The organism is Streptomyces fulvoviolaceus, from assembly GCF_000718165.1.
GTDB classification, from domain to species: domain Bacteria; phylum Actinomycetota; class Actinomycetes; order Streptomycetales; family Streptomycetaceae; genus Streptomyces; species Streptomyces fulvoviolaceus.
This window is the reverse complement of the sequence record NZ_JOEY01000006.1, coordinates 86,239-98,571: the sequence shown is the minus strand read 5'-3', so window position 1 is coordinate 98,571 and position 12,333 is coordinate 86,239. Positions and strand designations below refer to the sequence as shown.

The window sequence follows — 12,333 nt, the reverse complement described above, 5'->3', positions numbered from 1 at the left end:
GGTTCCGGGCGCGCCACAGCATTCCCACAGTGCTCACCAGGTCGTGCGCAAACCATTGACGAGCTTCAGCCTCAGCTCTACCTTCTGATCGACTTCCCGAACCTCGTTCGGTATTTCGCACGTCAGAGCCGTGTTTTTGTCCGAGGGAGAGCCGCCCGTGACCACACGACCCCCCACGCCGTCCCGCCGTACTCTGCTGCGCGCCATGGCTGCGCTGCCCGCCTCGGTGGTACTGCTGGGCGAGCTGCCCGGCACGGCCCTGGCCGCCGCTCCGCCGAGCGGCTCCGCCACCCGCTACACGATCGTGCCGTTCCTCAACAGCAACGACGGCACGGTGAACGTCTACCAGTCGGACGACGCCATCGACTTCCGCCTGGTCCAGTCCTCGGCCTACACGCCGCCGAGCAACAGAATCCGCGACGCGAGCGTCTTCAAGCACACCAACGGCTACTACTACATCACCTACACCACCCACACCTGGCAGGACGTCAGCACGACCATCGGCTTCGCCCGCAGCTCCGACCGGGTCAACTGGACTTTCCTGTACGACTACACGGTGCCGATCACGAACCTGTCCCGCGCCTGGGCGCCGGAGTGGTTCGTCGACAGCGACGGCAGCGTGAACGTCATCGTGTCCTGCTCGCTCACGAGCGACGAGTGGATCTTCACGCCGTACCTGCTGAAGGCGACGAACTCCGCGCTCACGGCCTGGAGTTCACCCGTCGCCCTGTCCGGCATCGGCAGCAACCACATCGACACCTACATCGTGAAGATCGGCTCGACCTACCACGCCTTCACGAAGAACGAGACGGCGAAGTACATCGAGTACGCGACGGCCACCAGCCTCACCGGCCCCTACACGATCAGCAGGACGGGCGACTGGGCCGGCTGGGGCAGCTACCGCGAGGGCCCGGCGCTGGTGCAGCTCGACAACGGCGGCTGGCGGATCTTCTTCGACGGCTACGGCGACGGCACCTACTACTACAGCGACAGCTACGACACCTTCGCGACGTGGTCCGCGCCGACCGCCCTGCCCGTCATCTCCGGGACGGCCCGCCACTTCACGGTGATCAAGGAGACGGTGTCGGGCGGCCCGACCCTGTCGAAGAACGTCACCCGCTCCTTCCAGTCGGCCAACTACTCCACCCGCTACTGGCAGGCGCAGTCCTCCCTGCTCAACCTGCCGGTGGTGACCGGCTCCAGCACCACCGCCGAGAAGACGGCGTCCACTTTCACCGTGGTCGCGGGCCTCGCCGACTCCAACGGCTACTCCTTCCGTGACTCCTCCGGCAACTACCTGCGCCACTGGGACTTCCGGGCCCGCTTCGACGCGAACGACGGCACGACGACGTTCGCCAAGGACGCGACGTTCATCGCCCGCACGGGCACGACTTCGGGCTCGATCCGCTTCGAGTCGTACAACTACCCCGGGTACTACCTGCGGCACTACAACTACCAACTGCAGGTGGCGCGGTCGGACGGGACGGCGCTGTTCCGGCAGGACAGTTCGTTCGTGCCGGTGACGGCCTGGGCCTGAGCTGCACATGTGCTGACCTGGGCGGTTGCGCTGAAGGCCGTGGAATACTTCCCTCCATTTCCCTGGAATTCCCGGCCAAATGCGCAATAGATGTGCAATGACCTTGCTGGCTGGGGTGTGTCGCTCAGCTGGCAGTGAGCGTGGGACTGCCGGGCTGGCTAGGGGCGGAGTGCCACCGGTGAGGGCCGGATGAGGCGGCTCGGAGAAGCGGAACTCCCTGCCGGCCGCCGCGTAGTGGATCTCGAAGTGTGGCTGCGACCCCTGTGTGCGCTCGTCGTCGCAGGGGTCGCGGCCTACGCTCATACGTGCATCAGCGGGAGTTGGCGCGGCAAGGCGGAGCGGACCCAGTGAGCGCTTCGTTGTGGCCCCTTTCGGTGGACGGCCTGCTGCTCCTGGCCACGATCGGCCTCCTGAAGCCATCGGGGCTTGCCACACGCCGGGCCCGATGGGCCATCTGGTTGGCCTTCTTGCTGAGAATCGCTGTCTCCCTGGCTGCAAACATCGCGGCCGCACCGGCATGGGTGTCCCTGAACGATGGGCTTGCGCCTACCGACGAGCAGAACGTCCATCGCGGCCCTGCGCACGCCGTTATGCGGAGCGCGATGCTGGTGAGCGGGGATTCGGTACGCCTTCAGGCTGTACCCGGATCCGGGCCAACGCCTCGCGCCGGCCAGGGCGTTCGGGTGCGCCCGCGCCGTCTTCAATGACGCCGTGCGCGCCCGCGAGGACGCCCGCTTTGCTCTCGGGGCCGCCCATGGTCACGGCGACGCGCGCGCCCACGCCGACCTGTCCACAAGCTCGGCGAGCTGCTGACGCTGGTCGCGGACGGCCACCTGGACCCGATGCTGTCCAGGACCGTCACGCTTACCGAGGTCCCGGCGGCCCTGAGTGAGTTGGCCGGCCGGCATGTCCGAGGCAAGCTCGTGCAGACCTTCCGCTGAGCCCGAAGCCCGGCCTGCTGTCTCATCCCCGGCGGGTCGGGTTCCGGTGCATGGGGAGGTGCATCAGGTCCGTGCCCAGAAGCATGCGACCCCCGTAGTCAACGCGGTGTGCGCTGTCGCGCAGCAGGCGGCGCCACGTCGCGTCGGAGACGGCGGCCGGGTCTCCCGGCCCGAGGTGGGTGGCGACCAGCGCTCCGACGTCGGCCTCGGCTGCGATCCTGCCGAGTTCCGCCACGTCGGTGTGCGTGGCCAGGATGTGGTCGATGAGGGACTGCGGCAGGCCCAGGCCGGCCAGCCCTTCGGGATAGAGGGCCTCGTGCACCAGTACGTCCGCGTTCCGGGCCAGCGTGATGACGTTGGGGGAGGGCGCCGTGTCTCCGGAGAAGACGACGCTGCCGTGGTCGGTGTCGAAGCGGTAGGCGTAGGCGGGGAACACGGCGCCGTGCGGGACGAGGACGGCAGTGACCTTGACGTCGTCGTTCTCCATGACGGTGAACGGCCGCATGGCGGGCGCGGTGTTCGTCGCGGAGGCGGCGGTCGCGGCCGGTGGCAGTACGTCGTGAACGTCCAGCAGTGTGGCCGGGTCGATGCCGGCGTGTTCGGTCATGAAGAAGGTGGGGGAGGCGGCGTAGGTCTGCCCGGCCAGCTTCGTCATCGCGACGGTGCCCGGCACGGCACCGGGGGCGCCTGCCACGGTGGAGGGGATGCCCGCGGGGCCGGGACCGTACACGGCCACCGGTTCCTGGAAACCCTGGTCCCCGGATGCCCCGGCGGCCAGCAGGGGGAACGAGTAGTAGTCGACCACGTGGTCGGCGTGCAGATGGGTCAGGAAGATGCCGGCCAGCGAAGGCATCGACAGTCCTGCGCGCAGGTACTGGGTCACCGCTCCGCGACCGCAGTCGACGACATAGGTCCTGCCGTTGACGACGAGGGCGGAGGAGATGCCGTACCGGTTCGCCAACGGCGGTGGACCGCCGTTGGTGCCCAGGAGAACGAGGGACAGGGCCGAGCTGGAAGTCTCCGCCGCCGCAGAAGCCTGTGTCGTCGCCAACAGCGGCGTGGCCACCACGGCGGAGGCGGCGAAGGCACCCAGGACCGCTCTGCGGGACGTGCCCTGCGCCTCTCCCCGCGGCGAGGTGGCCGCCAGGTCTCGGACCGACGGATCGTTCTCTGTGGTGGGGCACATGACGGGGCGGCTCCTCGCGAACGGGATGTGACGAGGGCCGGAATGCTGCCCGCCGCCGCGCACGAGAGGGGAGACCACGTCACGCACACTAAGGTGACGTTTTCGGAACTTCAGGTTCCGATCACCGGAATCGGATGCTCCTTGAACCAGCGCGTCAGGAACTCGAGCAGGGCGACGATCTTCCGCGGCACCGTCCGGCACGGCCCGTAGATCGCGTACAACGGCCGGTCGGGCACGGGGACTTGAGGGAGTTGGACCCGCAGCGCGCCGGACACGAGATCCTCGTAGGCCGAGCGCTGGGGGAGCAGGGCGATGCCGCGGCCCTGGACGGCGGCCTTCTGCAGGGCGATGTAGGAGTTCGAGGAGAAGACCACGTTACGGATCTTGTGCAGCGTCGAGGTGGAGCCGTGTCCGAGGCGCCACACGGGTTCGTTCACGTGCACCAGGCAGTCGTGTGCGGCCAGGTCGTTGGGGCGGTGGAGGGAACCGTGCCGTTCGACGTACTCCTCCGACGCGCACAGAGCGAAGGGGAGAGAGGCGATCTTCTTGAGGTGCACCCTGGAGTCCCGTAGGTCCCGGGTGTGCAGGGCGACGTCGAATCCACTGTCCAGGAAGTCGTAGGTGCGTTCAGACAGTCCGCCCAGCTCGAACCGCACGGCGATCTTCGGATGCGCGGCGGCGAACGCGGCGATCGCGTCCCCGACGTCGAGACTCCCGATCCACTTGGGGCAGACGACGCTCAGTTGACCTTCCGCCCGGTCGTGCTGCTGCGAGATCTCGGCCTCTTCCGCCTCGACCTCGGCGAGGATGCGGGCGGCGAACTCGGAGTAGCGCAGACCGGGTTCGGTGAGGCTGACCGAGCGGGACGTGCGGTTGACCAGCCGGACACCGATCTGCCGCTCCAGCTCCGCGACATGACGGGAGACGAGGGAGCCCGACGAGCCCAGTGTCCGGGCGGCTCCACTGAAACTGCCGATCTGCGCGACGGTGACGAAGCTGCGCATCAAGAGCATGCGGTCCATGGAACTCCTCCAGCCTCCCATGGCTCGGGCGTCCCTCCGGCCAGGGCGGACATGCGTTGCGAGATGGTGCGACGATCTCTGAACTTAAACGTTCTAGTTGCACGCTAACAGAGGTGCCCGCTCCTCGCGAGGGTCGGACGGGCGGTGTCCCTACCGTCGAATGCCAGGGGTCGTACCGTGCAGGAACACCCGGACCGCCAGGGAGATGCTCTCCTCGATCTCCGCGTCGTCGGGTTTGTGCGGGGAGTTGGTCAGCAGTCGCATCTGGGCGTCGCCCAGCATCGCCTGGTAGAGCTGTGCCGCCGCCCGTACGGGGTGGGCGACCTCGATCTCACCGGCATCGTGGGCCTGTTGCAGGCACTTGGCCAGCACGCCCTGGCCGGCCGCGGGGCCGTGCTCGAAGAAGGCCCGGCCCACCTCCGGCATGCGTTCCGCCTCCGCGGTGACCAGCCGGTGCAGGGCGATGGCCTGAGGGGTGAGTACCAGGGCGGCGAAGTGTCCGCCCAGGGCCGTGAGTGTCTCGGTGAGGTCGGCGCTGGGGGGTGTGAAGGAGTGCACCGGCTTGGACCACTCGTCGCACAGGGCCTCCACCGCGGCCTGGAAGAGCTCGGCCTTGTCCGCGAAGTGCCGGTAGAGCGTCGCCTTGGAGCCGCCGACCTCCGTCAGCACATCCTCCATCGTGACGCCGGAGTAGCCCCTGTCGAGGAACAGCTCGCCCGCCGCACGCAGGATCAGCTTTCGGCGGTCCGCGGCCTTCATCCTCTGCACGGCCGACATCGTATAAGCCGCCTCTTGCTCATCCATGGAACACGACAGTACTGTACGGTACAGTACCGCTGCTGGTCGGAGCCTGCCTCCGTCGGCACCAGCACGGTTACGTCGAGCCGCCGACGTCCACCGGACGGACTTCCCGCCCCCTTTTTTCGCCGCGTCGGCACCCTTCCCACCCGCTGTTGAAGCGTCACCGCAGCCGCATCGGCAACACATGGAGGAAGCAATGGCACACCTTGAGGACCAGATACGCGAGGCCGGCGGGCCGCTGGCGCTCCTGCGCGGCGGCCGGTCGGGGGCGTATCCCTTCCCGATCCGGGCCGAGTTCACCAACTGGCGTGACGAGCAGGAGAGTTGGCGCACCACTGCCGCTCTGATGGACCTCTCCCACCACATGACCGACCTCACGGTGGAGGGCCCGGACTGCTACCGCCTGCTGTCGGAGCTCGGCGCGAACAGCTTCGAGGGCTTCGGTCCCATGCAGGCCAAGCAGTTCATCGCGGTCAACCACGACGGCTACATGATCGGCGACTGCATCCTCTTCTGCCTCGCCGACAACCTGGTCCGGATCGTCGGACGCCCGCCGGCCCTCAACTGGGTCCAGTTCCACGCCGAGACCGGCGGCTACGACGTCACCGTCCGTCGCGACGAGCGCACCGCGCAGAACCCGAACGGCCGCGAGTTCTTCCGACTGCAGTTGCAGGGCCCGTACGCGGCCCGCATCTTCGAGGAGGTCAACGGCGGCCCGATGCCGGACATCCCCTTCTTCACCATGGGTCGCTTCCACGTCGGCAAGTACGAGGTCACCGCTCTCAACCACCGCATGTCCGGCTTCCCCGGCCTGGAGTTCTTCGGCCCCTACGCCGACCTCGACGGCATCCGCGACACGCTCCTGGAAGCGGGCGAGTCGTACGGGATCCGCCAGATCGGAGGCCGCGCCTACGCCTCGGTGGCCACGGAGTCGGGCTGGATCGCCTCCACCGTGCCGGCCGTCTACTCGGGCGAGAACATGAAGCCGTACCGCGAGTGGCTGGGCGCGCGGAGCTTCGAGGCGAACCTCTCGACCGGCGGCAGCTTCGTCCCCGACCAGATCGACGACTACTACGTCACCCCCTACGACCTGGGCTACGGCCACATCCTCAAGTTCGACCACGACTTCATCGGCCGTGGGGCTCTGGAGCGGATGCGCGGACGGAAGCACCGCAAGAAGGCCTGGCTGTCCTGGCACCGTGACGACGTCGCCCGCGTGTACGCCGGCATGTACGAGCAGGGCGACCGGCGCTTCAAGTACATCGAGACGCCCGCCGCGTTCTACTCGGCCTCCCAGTTCGACCGCATCGAGTGCGACGGCCGGCTCATCGGGTTGTCGACGCTCTGCAGCTACTCGTCCAACGTCCGCAGCTGGATCTCCGTCTGCATGATCGACGCGGACGAACTGGGCTACGGACGCGAGGTCGACCTGGTCTGGGGCGAACCGAACGGCGGATCCGCCAACCCGACCGTCGAGCGTCACGCGCAGACCACCATCCGCGCGACCATCTCCCGCCGACCTTTCGCGAGTGACAAGCGCTGACGCGTCGGCCTCACCGGCTCCTGGGCGGTGGCACCCCCGTTCAGCGTGCAACCTCAGCTTTCGCTCGACGAACGGGAGTGCGCCGTCTCGGCGCTAGAACGATTAAGTATCCTTCTGTAACATGACGACCTAATCGATTTAGCATTCGTTTCCCGCCGCGGGGCGCGGGATCGAGGAGGTTGCCGCCGATGTCAACCATGCAAAGCGTTGCCACCGCCGGGAGACCGGGACCGCCTGTGGAAATGGAGGGGCTCCCCCGACCGGGCCGATGTCTGGTCATGGGGATCCTCAACGTCACGCCGGACTCCTTCTCCGACGGCGGCCTGTACATGGACATCCGGTGTGCGATCGACCGGGGCCTGGAACTCGCCGCTCAGGGCGCGGACATCGTGGACGTGGGCGGCGAGTCCACCCGGCCCGGGGCGCGGCCCGTGGGCTTGGACGAGGAGCTGGCCCGGACCGTGCCGGTGGTGCGTGAACTGGCCCGCGCCGGCGTGTGCACGAGCATCGACACCATGCACGCGCCCGTGGCCCGGGCCAACGTCGAGGCGGGGGCGCGTCTGGTCAACGACGTCAGCGGCGGCCTGGCCGACCGGGCCATGGCACGGACCGTTGCTCTGGCCGGTGTTCCGTACGTCGCCATGCACTGGCGCGCACCGAGTCACGAGATGGACCGGCACGCGGACTACGACGATGTCGTGGCCGATGTCGTCGCCGAACTCGGCTGTCGCTTGTGGCAGTTGGCGGAGCAGGGTGTGGACCCGTCCCGTGTCGTCCTCGATCCCGGGCTCGGCTTCGCCAAGCGGCCCGAGCACGACTGGGCGCTTCTGGCCGGCCTGGGGGCGCTTCGGCAGTTGGGGTACCCCCTGCTCGTCGGCGCGTCGAGGAAGCGGTTCATCGGCGCCGCCCTCGCGGTCGGGGGCGCCGGTGAAGTGCCGCCCGGCGGGCGGGACATGGCGACGGCCGCCGTCTCGGCGCTCGCCGCCGGGGCGGGTGCGTTCTGCGTGCGCGTCCATGATGTCCGCGCCGGCCTCGATGCGGTGCGCATGGCGGCGGCGTATCTCGAACACGTCGACCGGGACCGTGACCCGGGTCTGTAAGTAGTCCGCAACTCGGCACTCACCTCGGGTGAGGTCGCTTCACTCGCGGTCTACTAGATCGATTTAGCTCACACTGGATCACTACGAACAAGGAGCCGCAATGGCAACCCCCTCCCTCCAGGACGGCATCGACAAGGCCGGATCGCCGATCGAGCTGCTGTGGCGGCCGAACGCCGAACCGTGGATTCCGGAGGTCGTCGACCACGAGTACGCGGGCTGGCGTCAGGAGCAGGCGGCCTGGCACGAGGGTGTGGCCCTGCTCAACCTCTCGCACCACATGTACGACATGTGGATCGAAGGCCCGGACGCCACAAGGGCGTTGGCGGAGCACGGCGTCAACAACTTCGAGAAGTTCGCGATCGGCCAGGCCAAGCAGTACGTGCCGGTCACCCGTGACGGCCACATCGTCACCGATGGGATCCTCGCTCGCGAGGGCGAGAACAAGTACCTGCTCAGCGGGATCCCGGCCGCCCAGCACTGGGTGCAGTACCACGCGGAGAAGGGCGGCTACGACGTCGGCTTCGTCACCGACCCGTCCTCCGCCTTCCGCCCGGGCGGCGGCGATCCGAAGCTGTTCCGCTACCAGATCCAGGGCCCGCTGGCGACGGAACTCGTCGAGCGGGTCTTCGGCGGGCCGCTGCCGGAGACGAAGTTCTTCCACTCCGCCGTCGTGTCCCTCGGCGGCCGCGCCTTCCGCGCTCTGCGCCACGGCATGGCCGGCCAGGCCGGTTTCGAGTTCATCGGTCCGTGGGAGCACGCGGTGTACGTCCACGAGGCGTTCCTGAAGGCCGGCGAGCCGCTCGGCCTGGTCCAGGTCGGCGCCTTCGCCTACGCCACGCCGAGTGTGGAGAGTGGCTGGATCCCCTCGCCGGTGCCCGGCATCTACACCGACCCGGACCTGGCGGAATACCGCACGTACCTGCCCCTGTTCGGCATCGAGGGCAAGCGCCCGCTGAACGGCAGCTACTTCTCCGAGGACATCGAGGACTACTACGTCTCTCCGTACGAGCTCGGCTACGGGAAGCTGATCCACTTCGGCCATGACTTCGTGGGCCGGGACGCCCTGCGGAAGGCCAAGGACTCGCCGCTGCGCACGAAGGTCACCCTCGTCCTCGACCCGGACGACGTCCGCACCGTGGTCGGACAGGGCGCGGACCCCGGCTTTGTCCTCAGCTATGCCCGTCACCGGGTGGAGAACGTGACCGGCATGGTCGGCGTGACCATGCAGACGGCGTCCATCGACCCCGTCGGAACGGTCCTGGCGCTGACGTTGATCGACCAGGAGCACGCGGAGCCCGGCACCGAGGTCTGGGTGGTGTGGGGCGAGCACCCCGGTGCCGGTACCGACCCGGAGGCGGACCTCGGCTTCCCGCGCATCCGCGCCACCGTTCAGCCTGCGCCGTTCAACCAGCACGCGCGCACGCTCTACCGCCGCAACCGCTGACGCCGGCCCGGAAAGCGAGACGAACGACGATGAACCCCGCGAGCACGGCACGAACAGCGGTCGGTACCGCACTACTTGAGGACTTCTCCCTGGAGATGACGGGGAAGGACGTCCTCAAGCTGGAGGAAGCCCGCGACGCCATCCCCCAAGGCACCCGCATCAACGTCACCTTCCTGGGCAACGAGGACCTGCGGATGCGGCTGGACGCGGCCCGGGCGGTCAAGCGGCTCGGCTTCGTTCCCGTACCGCACATATCCGCCCGCCGCCTCGGATCGCGCGGCGACTTCGAGCGGTTCCTCGCCGGCCTGCACGCCGACGGCACGTCCGAGAACGTGTTCGTCGTCGGCGGGGATCCGCCACATCCCGAGGGCCCCTACGCCGACTCCCTGTCCCTCATCGACACAGGACTGCTGCAGGAGTTCGGCGTCCGCCACGTCGGCATCAGCGGGTACCCGGAGGGCCACCCCGCGATCGACGGCACCGCGCTCTGGTCCGCGCTGCGGGACAAGCACACGGCGCTCGCCGCCCAGCCCCTGGAGGGCGGCATCATCACGCAGTTCGGGTTCGACGTCGACCCGGTGCTCGCGTGGGTGGAGGAGGTGCGGCGCCAAGGCATCGGACTCCCGATCAGGATCGGGGTGCCCGGGCCCGCGGGAGTGCGCCGGCTCATGGCGTACGCCGCCCGCTTCGGGGTCGGCACCAGCGCCTCCGTCGTCAAGAAATACGGGTTCTCGCTGACGAACCTGATGGGCACCACGGGACCGGACCGGTTCCTGCGGGACCTCGCCGCGGCCCATGACCCGGCCCGCCACGGCGACTTGAAGATCCACTTCTATACGTTCGGCGGGCTCAAGGCCACCTCCGACTGGGCCGCCCGATTCCGCAAGGAGAGCCTGGCATGACCCTCACGCAAGACGCCCCGGCCCGTACCGCCACCGGCAGGCCGGCCGGCCCCCAGGCCTCGCTCATCGTGCAGGGCGCCGATGCCACGGGCATCGTCGCCGCCGTGACGTCCGCCCTCAGCAGCCACGGCGCGAACATCGTCTCCCTCGACCAGTACTCCGACAACCCGCAGGGCGGCGCCTTCTTCCAGCGCACCGTCTTCGGTCTCGACGGTCTCCAGGCCGCGCTGCCCGCGCTGCGGGCCGACCTGGACAAGCAGTTGGTGGCCGGGTTCGGGCTGCGCTACACGCTGCGCGACCTGTCGGTGCCCAAGCGGGTGGCGATCTTCGCCTCGAAGTCCGACCACTGCCTGCTCGACCTGCTGTGGCGCCACCGGCAGGGCCAACTCCCCGTCACCATGGCGATGGTGATTTCCAACCACCCCGACGTGGCCGAGGAGGTACGGAGCTTCGGCATCCCCTTCTTCCACGTCCCCTGCCAGGGCGCGGACAAGTCCGCCGCGGAGGCGGAGCATCTGCGGCTGCTGAAGGGCAACGTCGACTTCGTGGTCCTGGCCCGCTACATGCAGATCCTGTCGGGGGACTTCATCGCTCAGGTCGGCGTCCCGATCATCAACATCCACCACTCCTTCCTGCCGGCCTTCATCGGCGCGGGCCCCTACGCCAAGGCCAGGGGGCGGGGCGTGAAGCTGGTGGGCGCCACCGCCCACTACGTCACCGAGGACCTCGACGAGGGCCCGATCATCGAGCAGGACGTCGTCCGCGTCACCCACGCCCACACCGCCACCGATCTCGCCCGGCGCGGCGCCGACGTGGAACGCGCGGTGCTCTCCCGGGCCGTGCTGTGGCACGCCGAGGACCGGGTCATCCGGAACGGCAACCACACCATCGTCTTCGCATGACGGCGGGACAGCTCATCGGCTCCCACCGACAGGGACAAGAAAGCGGTTCGCCACCATGACAACCAGGATCGACGGCACCGGGATCGCCCGGCGGATCCGTTCGCAGGTCGCCGAGGAGGTCGCCGCGGTCGCAGCTTCGGGACGGGTTCCCGGGCTCGCGACCGTCCTCGTCGGCGACGACCCGGCCAGCGCCGTGTACGTCGCCGCGAAACGGCGCGCGATCAAGGAGGCCGGCATGCGCGACTTCCACCGCCACCTGCCTCAGCACGCGCCCCACGACGACGTGGCCGCCATGATCGACGAACTGGCCGCAGCCCCGGCCGTCTCCGGCATCCTGCTCCAACTCCCGTTGCCCCGGCACCTGGACGCGGCCACGCTGATCGACCGTATCCCCGTCACCAAGGACGTCGACGGCCTCACCACCGCCAGCCTCGGCCTCCTCGCCCGCGGGGAGCGGGGCCTGCGCCCCTGCACGCCCAGCGGTGTCATCGAACTCCTCGACGCCGAGGGCATTCCGCTCAAGGGCGCGAACGTCGCGGTGGTCGGTTGGGGCGAGCTCGTCGGCAAGCCCCTGACCCACCTGTTGCTGCGGCGCGGGGCGACCGTGTCGGTGGCCCACGAGTTCACCACCGATCTCGGCGCGGTCACCCGGCCCGCCGACATCGTCGTGGTCGCCACCGGTGTCCGCGGGCTCATCGGCCCCGAACACGTCAGGCCCGGCGCCGTCGTCATCGACGTCGGCATCCACCGGACGCCCTCGGGCCTGGCCGGCGACGTCCGTACCGGCGAGCTCGACGGTATCGCCGGTCGCATCACCCCCGTTCCGGGAGGCGTGGGCCCCATGACCATCGCCATGCTCCTGGTCAACACGCTGCGGGCGGCCCAATGGAGTGCCGAACCCGACGTCGTAGCGGCCTGAGGGCCCGGCAGGACATGGGCTCGGCAGTGGCAACGG

Annotated in this window: 10 protein-coding genes and 3 pseudogenes; 10 read left to right on the top strand and 3 right to left on the bottom strand. The window is 68.8% G+C overall.

The annotated features are described in order from the left end of the window. Nucleotides 1–157 precede the first annotated feature (157 nt). From IG08_RS0108040 to IG08_RS62965, 4 genes and pseudogenes are all read left to right on the top strand, one after another. Nucleotides 158–1,537 (top strand): glycoside hydrolase family 43 protein, encoded by a 1,380-nt coding sequence (locus IG08_RS0108040; RefSeq protein WP_030598101.1) that lies wholly within the window; start codon nt 158–160, stop codon nt 1,535–1,537. A gap of 248 nt (nt 1,538–1,785) precedes the next feature. After that, nucleotides 1,786–1,977 (top strand): annotated as a pseudogene (locus IG08_RS62775) (DUF2637 domain-containing protein); the annotation flags it as partial. A gap of 178 nt (nt 1,978–2,155) precedes the next feature. Further along, a pseudogene (locus IG08_RS56840) lies at nt 2,156–2,278 on the top strand (helix-turn-helix domain-containing protein); the annotation flags it as partial. 56 nt (nt 2,279–2,334) lie between these two features. Beyond that, a pseudogene (locus tag IG08_RS62965) lies at nt 2,335–2,478 on the top strand (zinc-binding dehydrogenase); the annotation flags it as partial. 22 nt (nt 2,479–2,500) lie between these two features. Here IG08_RS62965 and IG08_RS0108030 read toward each other — a convergent pair. The 3 genes from IG08_RS0108030 to IG08_RS55700 form a co-directional block, all read right to left on the bottom strand. Then, nucleotides 2,501–3,664 carry an MBL fold metallo-hydrolase gene (locus tag IG08_RS0108030; protein ID WP_106980893.1) on the bottom strand — a complete coding sequence of 388 codons (1,164 nt, stop codon included), beginning with the start codon at nt 3,662–3,664 and terminating at the stop codon, nt 2,501–2,503. Between the two features lie 110 nt (nt 3,665–3,774). Next, entirely contained in the window at nt 3,775–4,686 is a 912-nt protein-coding gene (locus IG08_RS0108025; RefSeq protein WP_030598096.1) for a LysR family transcriptional regulator, read from the bottom strand. Between the two features lie 150 nt (nt 4,687–4,836). Then, on the bottom strand, nt 4,837–5,445 hold the full coding sequence (locus IG08_RS55700) for a TetR/AcrR family transcriptional regulator (RefSeq protein ID WP_234342830.1): 609 nt from the start codon (nt 5,443–5,445) through the stop codon (nt 4,837–4,839). Nucleotides 5,446–5,683: 238 nt separating this feature from the next. Here IG08_RS55700 and IG08_RS0108015 point away from each other — a divergent pair, with 238 nt between their 5' ends. The 6 genes from IG08_RS0108015 to IG08_RS0107990 all read left to right on the top strand — a co-directional run bounded on the left by IG08_RS0108015 (nt 5,684) and on the right by IG08_RS0107990 (nt 12,297). Continuing rightward, on the top strand, nt 5,684–7,030 hold the full coding sequence (locus IG08_RS0108015) for an aminomethyltransferase family protein (protein WP_030598090.1): 1,347 nt from the start codon (nt 5,684–5,686) through the stop codon (nt 7,028–7,030). 242 nt (nt 7,031–7,272) lie between these two features. Continuing rightward, complete coding sequence (gene folP, locus IG08_RS0108010; RefSeq protein WP_043453566.1) at nt 7,273–8,130, top strand: dihydropteroate synthase; 858 nt, start codon at nt 7,273–7,275, stop codon at nt 8,128–8,130. A 100-nt stretch (nt 8,131–8,230) separates the two neighbouring features. Continuing rightward, on the top strand, nt 8,231–9,574 hold the full coding sequence (locus IG08_RS0108005) for an aminomethyltransferase family protein (protein ID WP_030598085.1): 1,344 nt from the start codon (nt 8,231–8,233) through the stop codon (nt 9,572–9,574). A 29-nt stretch (nt 9,575–9,603) separates the two neighbouring features. Continuing rightward, nucleotides 9,604–10,476, top strand: a complete 873-nt coding sequence (locus tag IG08_RS0108000) for a methylenetetrahydrofolate reductase (protein ID WP_030598083.1) — start codon at nt 9,604–9,606, stop codon at nt 10,474–10,476. Then, the gene (gene purU, locus IG08_RS0107995; protein WP_030598080.1) at nt 10,473–11,378 is read left to right on the top strand and encodes a formyltetrahydrofolate deformylase; all 906 of its coding nucleotides are present in this window, start codon (nt 10,473–10,475) and stop codon (nt 11,376–11,378) included. Before IG08_RS0108000 ends, purU begins: the two co-directional genes overlap by 4 nt. Before the next feature lie 55 nt (nt 11,379–11,433). Then, nucleotides 11,434–12,297: a bifunctional 5,10-methylenetetrahydrofolate dehydrogenase/5,10-methenyltetrahydrofolate cyclohydrolase gene (locus IG08_RS0107990; protein ID WP_030598078.1), complete on the top strand. Its 864-nt coding sequence runs from the start codon at nt 11,434–11,436 to the stop codon at nt 12,295–12,297. Nucleotides 12,298–12,333: the final 36 nt, after the last annotated feature.

Coding starts and splice junctions, on each gene's coding strand:
- IG08_RS0108030 (WP_106980893.1), bottom strand. CDS start 3,664: ATGTGCCCCACCACAGAGAACGATCCGTCGGTCCGAGACCTGGCGGCC.
- IG08_RS0108025 (WP_030598096.1), bottom strand. CDS start 4,686: ATGGACCGCATGCTCTTGATGCGCAGCTTCGTCACCGTCGCGCAGATC.
- IG08_RS55700 (WP_234342830.1), bottom strand. CDS start 5,445: ATGAAGGCCGCGGACCGCCGAAAGCTGATCCTGCGTGCGGCGGGCGAG.
- IG08_RS0108015 (WP_030598090.1), top strand. CDS start 5,684: ATGGCACACCTTGAGGACCAGATACGCGAGGCCGGCGGGCCGCTGGCG.
- folP (WP_043453566.1), top strand. CDS start 7,273: ATGGAGGGGCTCCCCCGACCGGGCCGATGTCTGGTCATGGGGATCCTC.
- IG08_RS0108005 (WP_030598085.1), top strand. CDS start 8,231: ATGGCAACCCCCTCCCTCCAGGACGGCATCGACAAGGCCGGATCGCCG.
- IG08_RS0108000 (WP_030598083.1), top strand. CDS start 9,604: ATGAACCCCGCGAGCACGGCACGAACAGCGGTCGGTACCGCACTACTT.
- purU (WP_030598080.1), top strand. CDS start 10,473: ATGACCCTCACGCAAGACGCCCCGGCCCGTACCGCCACCGGCAGGCCG.
- IG08_RS0107990 (WP_030598078.1), top strand. CDS start 11,434: ATGACAACCAGGATCGACGGCACCGGGATCGCCCGGCGGATCCGTTCG.